The sequence below is a fragment of the Thermomonospora sp. CIF 1 genome, from assembly GCF_001896795.1.
GTDB classification, from domain to species: domain Bacteria; phylum Actinomycetota; class Actinomycetes; order Streptosporangiales; family Streptosporangiaceae; genus Thermomonospora; species Thermomonospora curvata.
On record NZ_MOYN02000017.1, the window covers coordinates 70587 to 87003 of the forward strand.

Here is a 16417-nt window from a genome sequence, read left to right on the forward strand (position 1 = left end):
AGGAGAACCGCCTCATGTCCCCCGCCGTGGTCCTTTCCGGCGTCACCTTCGCCTGGCCCGACGGCACCCCCGTCCTGACCGGCCTGGACGGGGCGTTCAACGCCTGCCGCACCGGACTGGTCGGCCTCAACGGCTCCGGCAAGTCCACGCTGCTGCGGCTGATCGCCGGGGAGCTGCGCCCGCAGTCCGGCACCATCACGGTCGCCGGGAGCATCGGATACCTGCCGCAGCGTCTTCCGCTGCAGACCGCCCGCACCGTCTCCGACCTGCTGGGCATCACCGCCGCCCGCACCGCCCTGCACGCCATCGAACGCGGCGAGGCCACCGAGGCCAACTTCGCCGCCGTCGGCGACGACTGGGATGTGGAGGAACGCTCCCGCGCCGAGCTGGACCGGCTCGGCCTGGGGCACGTGGAGCTGGACCGCACCGTGGCCACCCTGTCCGGCGGAGAGGCCATGCTGGTCGGGCTGGCCGCGCTGCTGCTGCGCCGCCCGCAGGTGCTGCTGCTGGACGAACCCACCAACAACCTCGACCTGGACGCCCGGCGGCGGCTGCAGGAGGCCGTCGACTCCTGGCCCGGCGTGCTGATCGTCGTCAGCCACGACCGGGCGCTGCTGGAGCGGGTCGATGAGATCGCCGAGCTGCGCGAGGGCCGGCTGCGGACCTTCGGCGGCAACTTCTCGGCCTACCAGGAGATGCTGGCGATCGAGCAGGAGGCCGCCGAACGGGCCGTGCGGACCGCCGAGTCCGAGGTGCGCCGGCAGCGCCGCGACCTGATGGAAGCCCAGGTCAAGCTGGCCCGCCGGGCGCGCTACGGCAAGAAGATGTATGAAAGCAAGCGCGAACCCAAGATCGTGATGGGCGCCCGCAAACGGGCCGCCCAGGAGTCGGCGGCCAAGCACCGCATCCTGCACGAAGAACGCCTGCAGCAGGCCCGCGAACGCCTGGCCGAGGCCGAGGAGGCGGTGCGCGACGACGCCGAGATCCGCATCGAGCTGCCCCGCACCCGGGTGCCGGCCGGCCGCACCGTGCTCACCGTCACCGGGCTGACCCCGCCCGCCGGACCCGCCACGCCGGACGCCGGCGATGAAGACGGCCGGGACGGGGCGAAACCCCTGCGGGAGCTGATCGTGCGCGGCCCGGAGCGGATCGCCCTCACCGGCCCCAACGGGTCGGGCAAGACCACCTTGCTGCGCGCGGTGACGGGGGAGCGCCCGTTGCCCGGGGTCGAGGTGAAGGTCGGCGTCGAGGGCCTGCGGTACCTGCCGCAGCGGCTGGATGTGCTGGATGACTCCCGCAGCGTGCTCGACAACGTCCGCGCCTTCGCCCCGGGCGCCTCGCCCAACGAGATCCGCGCCGGGCTGGCCCGCTTCCTGTTCCGCGGGGCGCGCGCCGACCGGCTCGCCGGGCAGCTGTCGGGCGGTGAGCGGTTCCGCGCCGTGCTGGCCGCGCTGCTGCTGGCCGACCCACCTCCGCAACTGCTGCTGCTGGACGAGCCCACCAACAATCTGGACCTGGCCAGCGTCCGGCAGCTCGTCCAGGCCCTGGAGGCCTATCAAGGGGCGCTCATCGTGGTCAGCCACGACCTGCCGTTCCTGGACGAGCTGGGCATCACCCGATGGCTGCGCATGGACCCGGTCTGCGGGCTGTTGGAGGAACCGGAAGGCCCGCGGCGATGACAAGCCGAAAAATGGCATGAGATGCCGATTTCGCGCTGCTAAGTTGGTCGCCGTCCGAAAGGAACAGGGGGACCAGAGCATGGCGAAGCTCAATCAGATCATCGCCGTTGAGAAGGGCGTCAAGAGCAAATCCGTCCAAGAGCTCGCCCAGGCGAACCAGACGCTGCAGAAACTGCCGGCGCTGTCCGGTATCTCGCGCACCTACCAGCCCAAGGACGAAGACGGCGAGCAGTTTCCGCCCGAGTCCACCCGGGTGCAGGTGAAGGCCGAGGAAGTGCTGCGTCAGGTCGCCGCCGCGCTGACCCGCCTGTTCGACGTCACCGCCACCAAGGACTGGACCAACTGCATCGCCAAGGCCGACGTCGTGGTGGAGGGCCGCACCCTGCTGCGCGACGTTCCCGTCACCTACCTGCTGTTTTTGGAAAAACAGCTCAAGGAGCTGCAGGGCTTCGTCCGCAGGCTGCCGGTGCTGGACGCCGCCGAGTCCTGGACCTACGACGCCTCCACCGACGTGTGGCGCACCGAGCCGGTCCGCACCGTCAAGACCAAGAAGGTGCCGCGCAACCACGTCAAGGCCGAGGCCACCGAGCACCACCCCGCCCAGGTCGAGGTCTACTACGAGGACGTCCCGGTGGGCTACTGGACCACCGTGAAGTTCTCCGGCGCGCTGCCGGCCAAGCGGGTCAACGAGCTGCTGGACCGCATCGAGAAACTGCAGGAGGCCGTCAAGTTCGCCCGCGAGGAGGCCAACGGCACCGAGGTCGTCGACCAGCACGTCGGCCAGGCCGTCTTCGACTACCTGTTCCAGTGACCCCTTTTTCGATCCCGCCGGGATCGAGAGAAATCCGGTAGGAGGGGATAGCATTGAAGACGCCCTCCGCCATCGCGCGGAGGGAGCGCATGGAGCGCAAGCTGAAACTGAAGCTCAGCGTGATGAAAGGCGCATCAGGTACGGCCCCCGGGTTCCACCCTCGGTGTCCGTACGGCCCGCACCGGGCGGGAATCCTCCCGGACGAGGGCGGCGCCGCCAGATTCAGGCTATCGCTCCAGATTCAGCATTCGCCGCCCGGCGCCGGCGGCGCCGACGCGGGGGAAACCGTCGTCCATGCCGGTTCGACTCCGGTCCGCGCCTCTCGCGGCGCGGTGGCCTAATGGTAAGGCGGACGGTCTCAGTTGAACCTCGCGTCACCGAAGAGACCGGTGCGTGCAATTGGGCGGCCCAGCGGGGCCCGGGGATAGGGTAGAACCCCGGGCCCCACCCATTTCCCGGGCTTTTTTCTGGACTTTTGCGGCCGCGCCCGCCGCACGGGGGTATGCCGGAACCGGAGCGAACGCAAGGGGCGGGGACGGCATGCCGGAACTGGACGCCGAACAGGCGCGGCGGAGACTGGCCGGGGCGCCGGTGGTACGGCTGGCCACGGCGGACGAGCGGGGACGCCCGCACCTGGTGGTCGCCACGTTCGCGCTGGAACGGGCCGCGGACGGCGACCTGATCCACATGGCGGTCGACCACAAGCCCAAACGCACCCGCAACCTCAAGCGGCTGCGCAACATCGCCGTCAACCCGTGGGTGAGCGTGCTGGCCGACCACTACGAGGACGACTGGAGCCGGCTGTGGTGGGTGCGCGCCGACGGCCGGGCCCGTGTCAGCGACGACCCCCGGGAGCTGCACGCGGCCGCTCATCTGTTGGCGCAGCGGTACCCCCAGTACCGCCACCGCCCCCCGCAAGGGCCGGCGATCGTGGTCACGGTGCACCACTGGGTTGGATGGATATACAGCGCCGAGGACGACATATCGTCCACATCGTGAGAAGATGTCCACCCTGCCTTGGATAGTCATCCACCTTCATGCATAATCTTTCCGAGCGATCGGAGAGGAACCCCATGGGAATCAAGGCGGCGGTGGCCGGCGCCAGCGGGTATGCGGGCGGCGAGCTGCTGCGCATCCTGGCCGGTCACCCCGAGTTCGAGATCGGCGCCCTGACGGCCGGCTCCAACGCCGGGGCGCGGCTGGACTCGCTGCAGCCCCACCTGTGGCCGCTGGGGGAGCGAGTGCTGGCCGAGACCACCCCCCAGACCCTGGCCGGGCACGATGTGGTCTTCCTGGCGCTGCCGCACGGCCAATCCGGCCCGCTGGCCGAACAACTCGGCGAGGACGTGCTGGTGGTCGACTGCGGCGCCGACTTCCGCCTGCAAAGCGCCGCCGACTGGGAGCACTTCTACGGCACCCCCCACGCCGGCACCTGGCCGTACGGGCTGCCGGAGCTGCCGGGGCAGCGCGAGCGGCTGCGCGGCGCCCGCCGCATCGCGGTGCCCGGCTGCTACCCAACGGTCTCCACGCTGGCGCTGTGGCCGGCCTTCGCCGCCGACTTGGTGGAACCGGACGTGGTGGTGGTGGCCGCCTCCGGCACCTCCGGCGCCGGCAAGAGCCCCAAACCCCACCTGCTGGGCAGCGAGGTCATGGGCTCGATGTCGGCCTATGGCGTCGGCGGTGTGCACCGCCACACCCCCGAGATCGTCCAGAACCTCAGCGCGGTGGCCGGCCGCCCGGTCACCGTCTCCTTCACCCCCACCCTGGCGCCGATGAGCCGCGGCATCCTGGCCACCTGCACCGCCAAGGTCAAGCCCGGGGTGGACGCGGGCGCCGTCCGCCGCGCCTACGCCGACGCCTACGCCGACGAGCCGTTCGTCCGGCTGCTGCCGGAGGGCCAGTGGCCCGCCACCGCCATGACCCTGGGCGCCAACACCGCCCTCATCCAGGTCGCCGTCGACGAGCGCGCCGGGCGCCTGGTGGCCGTCGGCGCCATCGACAACCTCGTCAAAGGCACCGCCGGGGGCGCCGTGCAAAGCGCCAACCTCGCCCTCGGCCTGCCCGAACAGCTCGGACTCACCACGATCGGAGTGTCCCCGTGAGCGTTACCGCTCCCCTCGGATTCCGCGCCGCCGGCGTCGCCGCCGGCATCAAAGGCGGCGAGGCGCGCGATCTGGCCCTGGTCGTCAACGACGGGCCGTCCCGCGCCGCGGCCGGGGTCTTCACCCGCAACCGGGTCAAGGCCGCCCCCGTCCTGTGGTCCCAGCAGGTGCTGCGCGGCGGCCGGGTGCGCGCGGTGGTGCTCAACTCCGGCGGCGCCAACGCCTGCACCGGCGCCCCCGGCTTCCAGGACACCCACGCCACCGCCGAGAAGGTCGGCCAGGTGCTGCAGGACTCCGCCGGCGAGATCGCGGTCTGCTCCACCGGCCTGATCGGCGAGCGACTGCCCATGGACAAGCTGCTGCCGGCGATCGACGTGGCCGCCGGGCAGCTGTCCCGCGACGGCGGGCTGGCCGCCGCCGACGCCATCCGCACCACCGACAAGGTCGCCAAGATCGCCTTCCGGCGCGCCGACGGCTACACCATCGGCGGCATGGCCAAGGGCGCCGGCATGCTGGCCCCCTCGCTGGCCACCATGCTGTGCGTGCTGACCACCGACGCCGACCTGGACTCCGCCGCGCTGGATCGGGCGCTGCGCGCGGCCACCGCGGTCACCTTCGACCGCCTCGACACCGACGGGTGCATCTCCACCAACGACACCGTGCTGCTGCTGGCCTCCGGCGCCAGCGGCACCACCCCCGATGAGGCGGAGTTCACCGCGCTGCTCACCGAGGTCTGCGCCGACCTGACCCGCCAGCTGCTCAACGACGCCGAAGGCGCCTCCAAGACCATCGCCATCGAGGTCGTCGGCGCCGCCAGCGACTTCGACGCCGTCACCGTCGGCCGCGCCATCGCCCGCAACAACCTCCTCAAGTGCGCCATCCACGGCGAGGACCCCAACTGGGGCCGGGTGCTGGCGGCGGTCGGCTCCACCGAGGCCGTCTTCGAACCCGACAAGATCAACGTGGCCATCAACGGGGTGTGGGTGTGCCGGGGCGGCGCGGTCGGCGACGACCGCGGCAAGGTCGACCTGAGCCCCCGCGAGGTGACCATCACCGTGGACCTGTCGGCGGGCCCGGCCTCGGCGACCGTCTGGACGACCGACCTGACCGCCGAGTACGTCCACGAGAACTCGGCGTACTCCACGTGAGAGGCAGGCGATGAGCGCGCAGCGGAGCCGGGTGCTGGCCAAGGCCGCCACGCTGATCGAGGCGCTGCCGTGGCTGGAGCGCTTCCACGGCAAGACCGTCGTCATCAAATACGGCGGGCACGCCATGACGGATGAGGCACTGCGGCACTCCTTCGCCGAGGACGTGGTGTTCCTGCGGTACGCCGGGATCAAACCGGTGATCGTGCACGGCGGCGGCCCGCAGATCAACGCCGCCCTGGAAAAGCACGGCATCGAATCCCGCTTCACCGCCGGGCTGCGCGTCACCACCCCCGAGGCCATGGAGGTCGTCCGGATGGTCCTGGTCGGCCAGGTCGGACGGGACGTGGTCGGCCTGATCAACCGGCACGGCCCGTTCGCGGTCGGCATGAGCGGCGAGGACGCCAACCTGCTGACCGCCGAACGCAAACGCGCCGTCGTCGACGGCCAAGAGGTCGATCTCGGCCAGGTCGGCGAGATCGTGGAAGTGCAGACCGGCGCGGTGCGCAGCCTGCTGGACGACGGCCGCATCCCGGTGATCTCCAGCGTGGCCCGCGGCGACGACGGCCAGATCTACAACGTCAACGCCGACACCGCCGCCTCGGCGCTGGCGGTCGCGCTGGACGCGGTCAAGCTGATCGTGCTCACCGACGTGGAGGGCCTGTACGCCGACTGGCCCAACAGCGACGAGGTCATCGACCGGCTCACCACCGACGAGCTGGCCGAGCTGCTGCCGACCCTGTCGGCGGGCATGGTCCCCAAGATGGAGGCCTGCCTGCAGGCGGTGCGCGGCGGCGTCCCCCAGGCCCACGTCCTGGACGGCCGGGTGCCGCACGCGCTGCTGCTGGAAGTGTTCACCGACGAGGGCATCGGCACCATGGTGGTGCCGGGCCGGGGAGGGGCCGCGTGAGCTCCCAGAAGCTGCTGGAGCGCTACCGGGCGGCGTTCATGCCCAACTACGGGCTGCCGCCGGTGGCGCTGGTGTCCGGGCAGGGCTGCCTGGTCCGCGACGCCGACGGCAAGGAGTACCTGGACTTCATCGCAGGGATCGCCGTCAGTTCCCTCGGCCACGGCCACCCCGCCCTCATCGAGGCGGTCACCGCCCAGGTCGGTGCCATCGCCCACACCTCCAACCTGTTCGTCAACGAACCGGAGGTGCAGCTGGCCGAACGGCTGCGCCGGCTGCTCGGCGAGCACGGCGCCAAGGCCCGGGTGTTTCTGTCCAACAGCGGCACCGAGGCCAACGAGTGCGCCCTCAAACTGGCCATCAAGTACGCCAAGGCGCATGAGCGCACCTACTTCGTGGCCGCCGAGAACGGCTTCCACGGCCGCACGATGGGCGCCCTGTCGCTGACCGGCAAGCACGCCATCCGCGAGCCGTTCGGCCCCTACGCCATCGACGTGCGCTTCGTCCCCTACGGCGACGCCGACGCCCTGCGCCAGGCCGTCACCCCGCAGTGCGCCGCGGTGTTCCTGGAGCCCACCCTCGGCGAGGGCGGCGTCGTCCCCCCGCCCGACGGCTACCTGAGCGCCGCCCGCGACATCTGCGACCAGAGCGGCGCCCTGCTCGTCATCGACGAGATCCAGTCGGCCATCGGCCGCACCGGCACCTGGTTCGCCCACCAGCACGAAGGGGTGCGGCCCGACATCCTCACCCTGGCCAAGGGCCTGGGCGGGGGACTGCCGATCGGCGCCTGCATCGGCTTCGGCCCCTATGGTGAACTGTTCGCCAAGGGCGACCACGGCAGCACTTTCGGGGGCAATCCGGTCTCGGCCGCCGCCGCGCTGGCGGTACTGCGTACCATCGAGGCCGAGGGGCTGCTCGACCACGTCACCAAGGTCGGCGCCCTGCTGAAGGAGGGCCTGTCCGCCATCGCCCACCCCCTGCTCGAGAGCGTGCGGGGCCGCGGCCTGTGGCTGGGCCTGGTCTTGACCGAACCGCTGGCAGTACAGGTGGAGGCGGCGGCCCGGGACGCCGGCTTCCTGGTCAACGCCGTCCAGCCGAATGTGATCAGGCTCGCCCCGCCGCTGATCGTCACCGCCGAGCAGGTCCAGGCACTGATCGACGCCCTGCCCTCCGTCCTCGACGCCGCCACCCCCAAGGAGAGCTGACAGATGGTGCGCCATTTCCTGCGGGACGACGACCTGACCCCCGCCGAGCAGGCCGAAGTCCTCGACCTGGCCGCCGCCATGAAGCGCGACCGCTTCGCCCACCGCCCCCTGGAGGGGCCGCGGACGGTGGCGGTGCTGTTCGACAAGCACTCCACCCGCACCCGCATCTCTTTCGCCGTCGGCATCGCCGAACTCGGCGGCCACGCCCTGGTGATGGACGCCGGCACCAGCCAGCTCGGCCGGGGCGAGACCATCGCCGACACCGCCCGGGTGCTGGAACGCCAGGTCGCCGCGATCGTCTGGCGCACCAGCGGCCAGGAGCGGGTGGAGGAGATGGCCGCCTTCTCCTCGGTCCCGGTCGTCAACGCCCTCACCGACCAGTTCCACCCCTGCCAGATCCTGGCCGACCTGCAGACCATCCGGGAGGCCAAGGGCGGCTTGGCCGGGGTGACCCTGGCCTACCTGGGCGACGGCGCCAACAACATGGCCCACTCCTACCTGCTGGGCGGCGCCACCGCCGGCATGCACGTGCGCATCGCCGCCCCCGCCGGCTACGCCCCCGACCCGGCCGTCGTGGCGCGCGCCGAGGAGATCGCCGCCGGCACCGGCGGCTCGGTGCAGGTCACCACCGACCCCAAGGCCGCCGCCGACGGCGCCGACGTGCTGGCCACCGACACCTGGGTCTCCATGGGCCAGGACGCAAAAGACCTGGCCGTCTTCGAGCCCTACCGGGTCGACGAGGAGAAGGTCGCGCTGGCCGGCCCGCAGGTGTCGGTGCTGCACTGCCTGCCCGCCTACCGCGGCAAGGAGATCAGCGCCGAGGTCCTGGACGGCCCGCACAGCCTGGTGTGGGACGAGGCCGAAAACCGGCTGCACGCCCAAAAGGCCCTGCTGACCTGGCTGCTGCGGCAGACCGCGACGGAGGAGGGCGGAGGGTGAACGGCGAGCGGACCGTCCGCAGACCCACCGCCTCCGGCGAGCGGGGAACGGGCGCCGCCACCCCGATGACCAAGGCGGCGCGCCAGGCCCGCGTCGTCGAGCTGCTCGGCAAGCACCCCGTCCACTCCCAGGCGGAACTGGCCCGCCTGCTGGCCGCCGAGGGCGTGGAGGTCACCCAGGCGACACTCTCGCGGGACCTGGTGGAGATCGGCGCGGTGCGGCTGCGCGCCGAGGACGGCAGCCTGATCTACGCCGTCCCCGGCGAGGGCGGCGAGCGCATCCCGCGCGCCCGCACCGGCTCGGCCGAGACCTTCCACGGCCGGCTCGCCCGGCTGGCCCAGGAACTGCTGGTGTCCGCCGAGGCGTCGGCCAACCTGGTCATCGTGCGCACCCCGCCGGGCGCCGCCCAGTACCTGGCCTCGGCCATCGACCACGCCGAATGGCCCGAGGTGCTGGGCACCGTCGCCGGCGACGACTCCATCCTGGTCATCTCCCGCGATCCCCAGGGCGGGCAGGCGCTGGCCGACGCCCTGCTCCGGCTGACCGAACGACGAGGCTAGGGGCCCTGCGGCCCCCGCCTCCGACACATCCCTTTCTCTTCCAGCACTGCCCGAACAGGAGATCACCCATGACCGAGCGGGTCGTACTCGCATATTCCGGAGGCCTGGACACCTCCGTGGCCATCCCCTACCTCGCCGAGCAGACCGGCGGGGAGGTCATCGCCGTCGCCGTCGACGTCGGCCAGGGCGGCGAGGACCTGGAGGTCATCCGCAAGCGGGCACTGGCCTGCGGCGCCGTCGAGGCCGTGGTGGTGGACGCCCGCGAGGAGTTCGCCTCCGACTTCTGCGTCCCGGCCCTGCAGGCCAACGCCCTCTACATGGACCGCTACCCGCTGGTGTCGGCGCTGTCGCGGCCGCTGATCGTCAAGCACCTGGCCGCCGCCGCCAAGGAGTTCGGCGGCACCGCCGTCGCCCACGGCTGCACCGGCAAGGGCAACGACCAGGTCCGCTTCGAGGCCGGCCTGGCGGCGCTGAACCCGGACCTGAAGGTCATCGCCCCGGCCCGCGACTTCGCCTGGACCCGCGACAAGGCCATCGAGTACGCCGAGTCCAAGGGCCTGCCGATCGACGTGTCGGCCAAGTCCCCCTACTCCATCGACCAGAACCTGTGGGGCCGGGCCGTGGAGACCGGCTTCCTGGAGGACATCTGGAACGCGCCCATCGAGGACCTCTACGACTACACCTCCGACCCGTCCGCCCAGCGCGACCCGGACGAGGTGGTCATCACCTTCCGCGCCGGCGTGCCCGTGGCCCTCGACGGCCGGGAGCTGACCCCGCTGCAGATCATCGAGGAGCTCAACCAGCGCGCCGGCGCCCAGGGCGTGGGCCGCATCGACATGGTCGAAGACCGCCTGGTCGGCATCAAGAGCCGCGAGGTCTACGAGGCCCCCGCCGCCATCGCGCTGATCACCGCGCACATGGAGCTGGAGAACGTCACCGTCGAACGCGACCTGGCCCGCTTCAAGCGCAGCGTCGACCAGCGCTGGGGCGAACTGGTCTACGACGGGCTGTGGTACTCCCCGCTCAAGCGTTCCCTGGACGCCTTCATCGCCGAGTCCCAAAAGCACGTCTCCGGCGAGATCCGCATGACGCTGCACGGCGGCCGCGCCGTGGTCACCGGCCGGCGCAGCGACGCCTCCCTGTACGACCACGACCTGGCCACCTACGACACCGGCGACACCTTCGACCAGAGCCTGGCCAAGGGCTTCGTGGAACTGTGGAGCCTGCCCAGCAAGATCGCCGCCGTCCGCGACCGTCGCGTCCAGGGCTGAAGCCGGCCGCACCGGCCCGCCCGCGGTGGCGGCGGGCGGGCCGACGGGCAACGGGCCCCGACGGCGAACGCGCCGCACAGGCCCGATGTGGTGAACCTCACCAAGGCCTCGGCCGACGCGTTCGAAAGACGAGCACACAGGCCCCTCCAGGCCCCGCCAAAAGGCCCGCATCACCGCACACCCGGACGGTCATGCCCATCGACCGGCCGGGGAACGCGGACGCGCGCCGCATCACAGCGGGCGGGCACAGCCGGGTCGGCGACCGAGGGCGCTTCGGCCGTTCCCGCCCGGTAGGCTCTGCATGTCCAGACACTGAAAAGACCACACGCGAGCGGGCCGCGCGGCCTGAGCCGAAGATCTTGCCCCACCCCGTCCGGCGCCTCGCCCACCAGGGCGTCACGGGGGCCGGGAACGAGGTCCGCCGACGACTTGACCGGCCGGAGGGGCGGTCGAGGGACATACGGAGAAGACCGCGCGGAGGGCCCGCGAGCCGTCGCGGCCCCGCTGCGACGAACCAGAACGGGAGTAGCGTGAGCAAGGCACCGACGAGGTTGTGGGGCGGCCGGTTCGAAGGCGGTCCGTCGGAGGCGCTGGCCCGGCTGTCGGTGAGCGTCCAGTTCGACTGGCGGCTGGCCCCGTACGACCTGATGGGCTCGCGCGCCCACGCCCGCGTGCTGCACCGGGCCGGCCTGCTCACCGACGAGGAGCTGACCCGCATGCTGGGCGCCCTGGACGACCTGGAGCAGGCCTGCCGCTCCGGGGAGTTCCGGCCCACCGTCGCCGACGAGGACGTCCACACCGCCCTGGAACGCGGCCTGCTGGAACGCCTCGGCTCCCTGGGCGGCAAGCTGCGCGCCGGCCGCAGCCGCAACGACCAGGTCGCCACCGACCTGCGGCTGTACCTGCGCGACCACGTCCGCCAGATCGTCAGCCGCCTGGTGGAACTGGAGACCGCGCTCATCGCCCAGGCCGAGCACAACCTGGACGTGGCCGCCCCCGGCATGACCCACCTGCAGCACGCCCAGCCGGTGCTGTTCTCCCACCAGCTGCTGGCGCACGTCCACCCGCTGGCCCGCGACATCGACCGGCTGCGCGACTGGGACAAGCGCGCCGCGATCTGCCCGCTGGGCGCCGGCGCCCTGGCCGGCTCCTCGCTGCCGCTGGACCCCAAGGCGGTCGCCGAGGAACTGGGCTTCGACGCCCCCGCGGCCAACTCCATGGACGCCGTCAGCGACCGCGACTTCGCCGCCGAGTTCCTTTTCGCCGCCGCCATGATCGGCGTCCACCTGTCCCGGCTCGGCGAAGAGATCGTGCTGTGGGCCTCCCAGGAGTTCCGCTGGATCGAGATGGACGACGCCTACGCCACCGGCTCGTCCATCATGCCCCAGAAGAAGAACCCCGACGTGGCCGAGCTGGCCCGCGGCAAGGCCGGCCGCCTCATCGGCCACCTGGTCGGGCTGCTGACCACCCTCAAGGGCTTGCCGCTGACCTACAACCGCGACCTGCAGGAGGACAAGGAAGGCGTCTTCGACGCCGTGGAGACCCTGCTGCTGGTGCTGCCGGCCATGTCCGGGCTGATCGCCACCATGCGGGTCAACACCGAACGGCTGGAGGACACCGCCCCCGAGGGCTTCGCCCTGGCCACCGACCTGGCCGAGCTGCTGGTGCGGCGCGGCGTGCCGTTCCGCGAGGCCCACGAGGTCGTCGGCCACCTGGTGGTGTGGTGCCAGGTCCACGACAAGGACTTCGGCGACCTCACCGACGAGGAGCTGGCCAAGGTCTCCCCGCACCTGACCCCCGACGTCCGGGAGGTGCTGAACGTGCAGGGCGCCCTGGCCTCCCGCAAGGCCCACGGCGGCACCAGCCCCGAGCGGGTCCGCGAGCAGCTGGCCGAACTGCGCGCCCTGGTCAACGAGCACGCCGCCTGGGCCTCCGGATCGGACTTTTAGCCGAGGACGGACGGGGACCATGCCGACCCTCCTCGGGCCGACATGAGCGACCTCCTCGACCGTGACTTCTTCGACCGCCCCGTCGAGGAGGTCGCTCCCAGCCTGCTCGGCCAGATCGTCGTCCACCGCACCGGCGACGGCGAGGTCGCGATACGCCTCACCGAGGTCGAGGCGTACGCCGGGCCGATGGATCCGGCGTCCCACTCCTACCGGGGGCGCACTCCCCGCAACGCGGTGATGTGGGGACCGCCCGGGCATGTGTACGTGTACTTCACCTACGGCATGCACTTTTGCATGAACCTGGTGTGCGGCCCGGACGGCACGGCCTCGGCGGTGCTGCTGCGCGCCGGCGAGGTCATCGACGGCCGTGACCTGGCCGCCGCCCGCCGTCCCCGCTCCTCCTTCCGCGACCTGGCCCGCGGCCCGGCCCGGCTCTGCCAGGCCCTCGGCGTCGCCCGCGAGCACAACGGCCTGGACGCCTGCGACGCCGACTCCCCGCTGCGCGTCCTGGCCGGCGACCCGGTGGACCCCTCGCGGGTGCGGACGGGGCCGCGTGTCGGAGTGAGCGCCGCCAAGGAGACTCCCTGGCGTTTTTGGATCGACGGCGAACCGAGCGTGTCGCAGTACCGCATGCACGTCCCCCGCCGCCGCAGGACCACCGGCACGGGCTGAACCTTTCAGCGCGCCGTTCCCGCAGGCCGGGATGTGTGGCGACCGGGGACGACCCGGCACCGCGCCCCCGTGGGCCCGCCGTTTCCACCACCCGAAACCGCGGATGCTGGAAAGGGGTTCGCCGAACCCCTCCGCCGTCTCAACCGGGAATCCCGGTACCCCGGACAAAAGCAAGGGCATCGGATGCAGGCAGGGGAGTCGGCCCTGAAAGCGGGAGCATCACCAAAGAGCTCATCGGTGTGCTCGTCCTGAGATGTCTGCCCGCACTGGGCGGCACCTGCACCATGCCCAGGTACCCGGTCCCAAGCTCCAACGGACGGCGACCGTCCGGTACCGGGACCGTCTGCTCTGCACCGGCCGGGACCCGCACCCGTCCCGCGGGACACCTGGTAGAACTGGACTTCACCGGCCGGCCCCGCGGCTGCGGCAGGCGAGCCGGGAACAGACCGGGGCTCGTGCCCGCTTCCACCTCAGGGCACGAACCGCACGTCCCGGTCCGTCACGTCACCGGCGGCCGGTGAATACCGTTACCGTGGGCGGCGCCCCATCGGGCACCCTGAGGGGCGAACCCGAAAACCCGGAAAACATGGCGGAAGACGAGGGAGACCGTGACCGACGTCCTTGAGGACCTGGCGTGGCGCGACCTGATCGCGCAGTCCACCGACCTGGACGAACTGCGGGCGCTGCTCGCCGCGGGGCCGGTCACCCTCTATTGCGGGTTCGACCCCACCGCCCCCAGCCTGCATCTGGGCAACCTCATCCAGATCCTGACCCTGCGCCGCTTCCAGCTGGCCGGGCACCGCCCCATCGGCCTGGTCGGCGGCGCCACCGGGCTGATCGGCGACCCCAGCGGCAAGAGCGCCGAGCGCACCCTCAACTCCGAGGAAGTGGTCGCCGCCTGGGTCGAGCGCATCCGCGCCCAGGTCGCCAAGTTCCTGGACTTCGAGGGCCCCAACGCCGCGCTCATGGTCAGCAACCTGGAGTGGACCGGGCCCATGACGGCCATCGAGTTCCTGCGCGACATCGGCAAGCACTTCCCGGTCAACCGGATGCTGGCCCGTGAGACGGTCAAGACCCGCCTGGAGACCACGGGCATGAGCTACACCGAGTTCAGCTACGTGCTGCTGCAGGCGATGGACTTCCTGGAGCTGTACCGGCGCTACGGCTGCCGGTTGCAGACCGGCGGCAGCGACCAGTGGGGCAACCTCACCGCGGGCGTCGACCTGATCCGCCGGGTGGAGGGCGGCACCGCCCACGCGCTGACCACCCCGCTGCTGACCAAGGCCGACGGCACGAAGTTCGGCAAGACCGCAGGCGGCGAGACCTACTGGCTGGACCCGGAGCTGACCTCCCCGTACGCCTTCTACCAGTTCTGGATCAACGCCGATGACCGGGACGTGGAGAAGTACCTGAAGGTCTTCAGCTTCCGCCCTCGCGAGGAGATCCAGCAGCTGGTCAAGGAGTCGGCCGAACGCCCCGCCGCGCGCATCGCCCAGCGGGCGCTGGCCGAGGAGGTCACCACCCTGGTCCACGGCGCCGACGAGTGCGCCAAGGTCGTCGCGGCCTCCCGCGCCCTGTTCGGCCAGGGCGCCCTGGAGGAGCTGGACGAGCGGACCCTCGGCGCGGCGCTGGCCGAGGTCCCCCGCATGGAGATCCCGCCCGGCGACCTGCCGCCCGTGGTGGACCTGCTGGCCGGCAGCGGCCTGTGCAAGAGCAAGTCGGAGGCCCGCCGCACCATCGCCCAGGGCGGCGCCTACCTGAACAACACCAAGGTCACCTCGGAGGAGGCCGTCCCCACCACCGAGGACCTGCTGCACGGCAGGTTCCTGGTGCTGCGGCGGGGCAAGCGCAACGTCGGCGGCGTCGAGGTCGTGCGCCGGGCCTGACCCGCCCGCACCGGTTCACCCGGAGACGGCCTGGAGCGTGCCCGAGCGCCCGGTCTCGCAGCGGCCGGGCGCTCGTCGCTTCCGCGATGGACCCTCAGCCAGGCCGGCAGGACATCCGGTCTCACCGCCCTGCTCGGTGAACAGGGAAATCTTCCGGTAGCGCAAGCGGCGGTCACCTGGGCTCCTCGCCGGCCCGCAGCGGTCACCGCGCCTGATCGGCCTCGTGGTCGTCTGACGTGTGACAGAGGCGGACGGCCTGTGCGTGATCGGTCCGTTGAACATCCGCGCTCCGTCCTCACGGACTCCCCAGCTTCGACCGGTCCCGTTGCCGGGCGCCTTCGCGGCGAAACCGTTCACAACGATCGTCCGGTGACGCGCATGAGCAAGGGGAACGAAGATCCCGCTCCCTGCCTTCCGTGAGAGACGGACGAAGGCGCCTACCGACTCAGACCTGCCAGGGTTTCACCGCCCTCTCGCAACGGCACGGCCTTGTGATGCATGGGGCTCACCTTCTGTAGCTGGGGCCACTCTGGTGAGGCGCAGTGGATCCTCGTGGGAACCAAGGCTTCCGTCGCCTGTCCTGTCCCACGGGCTCCTCGGCTGGGCTGAAGGGGCCGGTGCAGGTGCTGTTCGACGGCGGGCGGGACGCTTTGCAGCCTCCCCGGTGGGGGCGAGCAGGAGAGCAGGGGACTGAACGTCTCCCTCGGGACCGGTAGGGCGTTCCTCGCCCAGACCTCGGGTGAAACCGAGATCTACCTGGGCGAACTCGCTGGTGACGCCGGACAGGAGGACTCCGATGAGCCTCTGGTCGGGCCGTCGGCCGGTCACGGGAGCGGTGAGGCGTGCGTCACAGAACCAGCCTCAAGGCTCCGCCGGTCCGGCTCACCTGGGCGGGAACAAGCTGATTGAGCTGGGACGTTGTCTCTTGACGGCCTCGATTTGACGTCCTTGCGCGGTCAACCTAATGTTCTACCTGCCCCACGGGGGAGCGGGACGCCCGAGCAGGCGGCCGGCCCGGGGGAAACCACCACAGAACCAGATGGTTGCGGTACTTCGCGCCCTGATGGCGGTGGTGGGCCTGATCGGACCGAGTTGGACAAACCGGGACGAACAGGTACAGTAGAAGGGTTGCCCCGCGGGGGCCTGCCTGGTTGGGTGGGTGCTCCGAGGTGGGTGTCCGTTTCTTGAGAACTCAACAGTGTGTCAAAAGCCAGTGCCTTGTGTCAGCCTCTGCCTGGTGTGGGTGGGGGTTGTGGTTCCTCGTCAGAGGATGATGTTGTTGGGATCGTTG

14 protein-coding genes are annotated in these 16417 nt (G+C 71.3%); all 14 read left to right on the forward strand.

Annotated elements, in window-relative coordinates:
* The first annotated feature begins 14 nt into the window (after positions 1 to 14).
* The 14 genes from BUE48_RS10635 (at position 15) to tyrS (ending at position 15126) form a co-directional block, all read left to right on the forward strand.
* Positions 15 to 1679, forward strand: coding sequence for an ABC-F family ATP-binding cassette domain-containing protein (locus BUE48_RS10635; RefSeq protein ID WP_012852497.1), 1665 nt, complete (start codon positions 15 to 17; stop codon positions 1677 to 1679).
* Between the two features lie 79 nt (positions 1680 to 1758).
* Complete coding sequence (locus BUE48_RS10640; protein ID WP_286989732.1) at positions 1759 to 2490, forward strand: DUF7873 family protein; 732 nt, start codon at positions 1759 to 1761, stop codon at positions 2488 to 2490.
* Positions 2491 to 2579: 89 nt separating this feature from the next.
* Positions 2580 to 2831, forward strand: coding sequence for a hypothetical protein (locus BUE48_RS10645; RefSeq protein WP_012852499.1), 252 nt, complete (start codon positions 2580 to 2582; stop codon positions 2829 to 2831).
* Between the two features lie 199 nt (positions 2832 to 3030).
* Positions 3031 to 3489, forward strand: coding sequence for a TIGR03668 family PPOX class F420-dependent oxidoreductase (locus BUE48_RS10650; protein WP_286989733.1), 459 nt, complete (start codon positions 3031 to 3033; stop codon positions 3487 to 3489).
* Positions 3490 to 3563: 74 nt separating this feature from the next.
* On the forward strand, positions 3564 to 4592 hold the full coding sequence (gene argC, locus BUE48_RS10655; protein ID WP_286989734.1) for an N-acetyl-gamma-glutamyl-phosphate reductase: 1029 nt from the start codon (positions 3564 to 3566) through the stop codon (positions 4590 to 4592).
* Positions 4589 to 5740, forward strand: coding sequence for a bifunctional glutamate N-acetyltransferase/amino-acid acetyltransferase ArgJ (gene argJ / locus BUE48_RS10660; protein ID WP_012852502.1), 1152 nt, complete (start codon positions 4589 to 4591; stop codon positions 5738 to 5740). The genes argC and argJ overlap by 4 nt, the downstream gene beginning before the upstream one ends.
* Positions 5741 to 5750: 10 nt before the next feature.
* Positions 5751 to 6647, forward strand: coding sequence for an acetylglutamate kinase (gene argB, locus BUE48_RS10665; protein WP_012852503.1), 897 nt, complete (start codon positions 5751 to 5753; stop codon positions 6645 to 6647).
* Positions 6644 to 7849: an acetylornithine transaminase gene (locus BUE48_RS10670; protein WP_286989735.1), complete on the forward strand. Its 1206-nt coding sequence runs from the start codon at positions 6644 to 6646 to the stop codon at positions 7847 to 7849. The genes argB and BUE48_RS10670 overlap by 4 nt, the downstream gene beginning before the upstream one ends.
* Positions 7850 to 7852: 3 nt before the next feature.
* The gene (argF, locus tag BUE48_RS10675) at positions 7853 to 8788 is read left to right on the forward strand and encodes an ornithine carbamoyltransferase (protein ID WP_012852505.1); all 936 of its coding nucleotides are present in this window, start codon (positions 7853 to 7855) and stop codon (positions 8786 to 8788) included.
* Positions 8785 to 9348 (forward strand): arginine repressor, encoded by a 564-nt coding sequence (locus BUE48_RS10680; protein ID WP_286989736.1) that lies wholly within the window; start codon positions 8785 to 8787, stop codon positions 9346 to 9348. The genes argF and BUE48_RS10680 overlap by 4 nt, the downstream gene beginning before the upstream one ends.
* 68 nt (positions 9349 to 9416) lie before the next feature.
* Entirely contained in the window at positions 9417 to 10619 is a 1203-nt protein-coding gene (locus tag BUE48_RS10685) for an argininosuccinate synthase (RefSeq protein WP_012852507.1), read from the forward strand.
* 530 nt (positions 10620 to 11149) lie between these two features.
* Positions 11150 to 12568, forward strand: a complete 1419-nt coding sequence (gene argH, locus BUE48_RS10690) for an argininosuccinate lyase (RefSeq protein ID WP_012852508.1) — start codon at positions 11150 to 11152, stop codon at positions 12566 to 12568.
* A gap of 42 nt (positions 12569 to 12610) precedes the next feature.
* On the forward strand, positions 12611 to 13240 hold the full coding sequence (locus tag BUE48_RS10695) for a DNA-3-methyladenine glycosylase (RefSeq protein WP_286989737.1): 630 nt from the start codon (positions 12611 to 12613) through the stop codon (positions 13238 to 13240).
* Between the two features lie 608 nt (positions 13241 to 13848).
* Positions 13849 to 15126, forward strand: a complete 1278-nt coding sequence (gene tyrS, locus BUE48_RS10700) for a tyrosine--tRNA ligase (RefSeq protein ID WP_012852510.1) — start codon at positions 13849 to 13851, stop codon at positions 15124 to 15126.
* Positions 15127 to 16417: the final 1291 nt, after the last annotated feature.

Excerpts from the sequence above, each read along its gene's own strand:
- BUE48_RS10640 (WP_286989732.1), top strand. The coding sequence starts at position 1,759 with ATGGCGAAGCTCAATCAGATCATCGCCGTTGAGAAGGGCGTCAAGAGC.
- argC (WP_286989734.1), top strand. The coding sequence starts at position 3,564 with ATGGGAATCAAGGCGGCGGTGGCCGGCGCCAGCGGGTATGCGGGCGGC.
- argB (WP_012852503.1), top strand. The coding sequence starts at position 5,751 with ATGAGCGCGCAGCGGAGCCGGGTGCTGGCCAAGGCCGCCACGCTGATC.
- argF (WP_012852505.1), top strand. The coding sequence starts at position 7,853 with ATGGTGCGCCATTTCCTGCGGGACGACGACCTGACCCCCGCCGAGCAG.
- BUE48_RS10645 (WP_012852499.1), top strand. The coding sequence starts at position 2,580 with ATGGAGCGCAAGCTGAAACTGAAGCTCAGCGTGATGAAAGGCGCATCA.
- BUE48_RS10635 (WP_012852497.1), top strand. The coding sequence starts at position 15 with ATGTCCCCCGCCGTGGTCCTTTCCGGCGTCACCTTCGCCTGGCCCGAC.
- BUE48_RS10650 (WP_286989733.1), top strand. The coding sequence starts at position 3,031 with ATGCCGGAACTGGACGCCGAACAGGCGCGGCGGAGACTGGCCGGGGCG.
- BUE48_RS10685 (WP_012852507.1), top strand. The coding sequence starts at position 9,417 with ATGACCGAGCGGGTCGTACTCGCATATTCCGGAGGCCTGGACACCTCC.
- BUE48_RS10695 (WP_286989737.1), top strand. The coding sequence starts at position 12,611 with ATGAGCGACCTCCTCGACCGTGACTTCTTCGACCGCCCCGTCGAGGAG.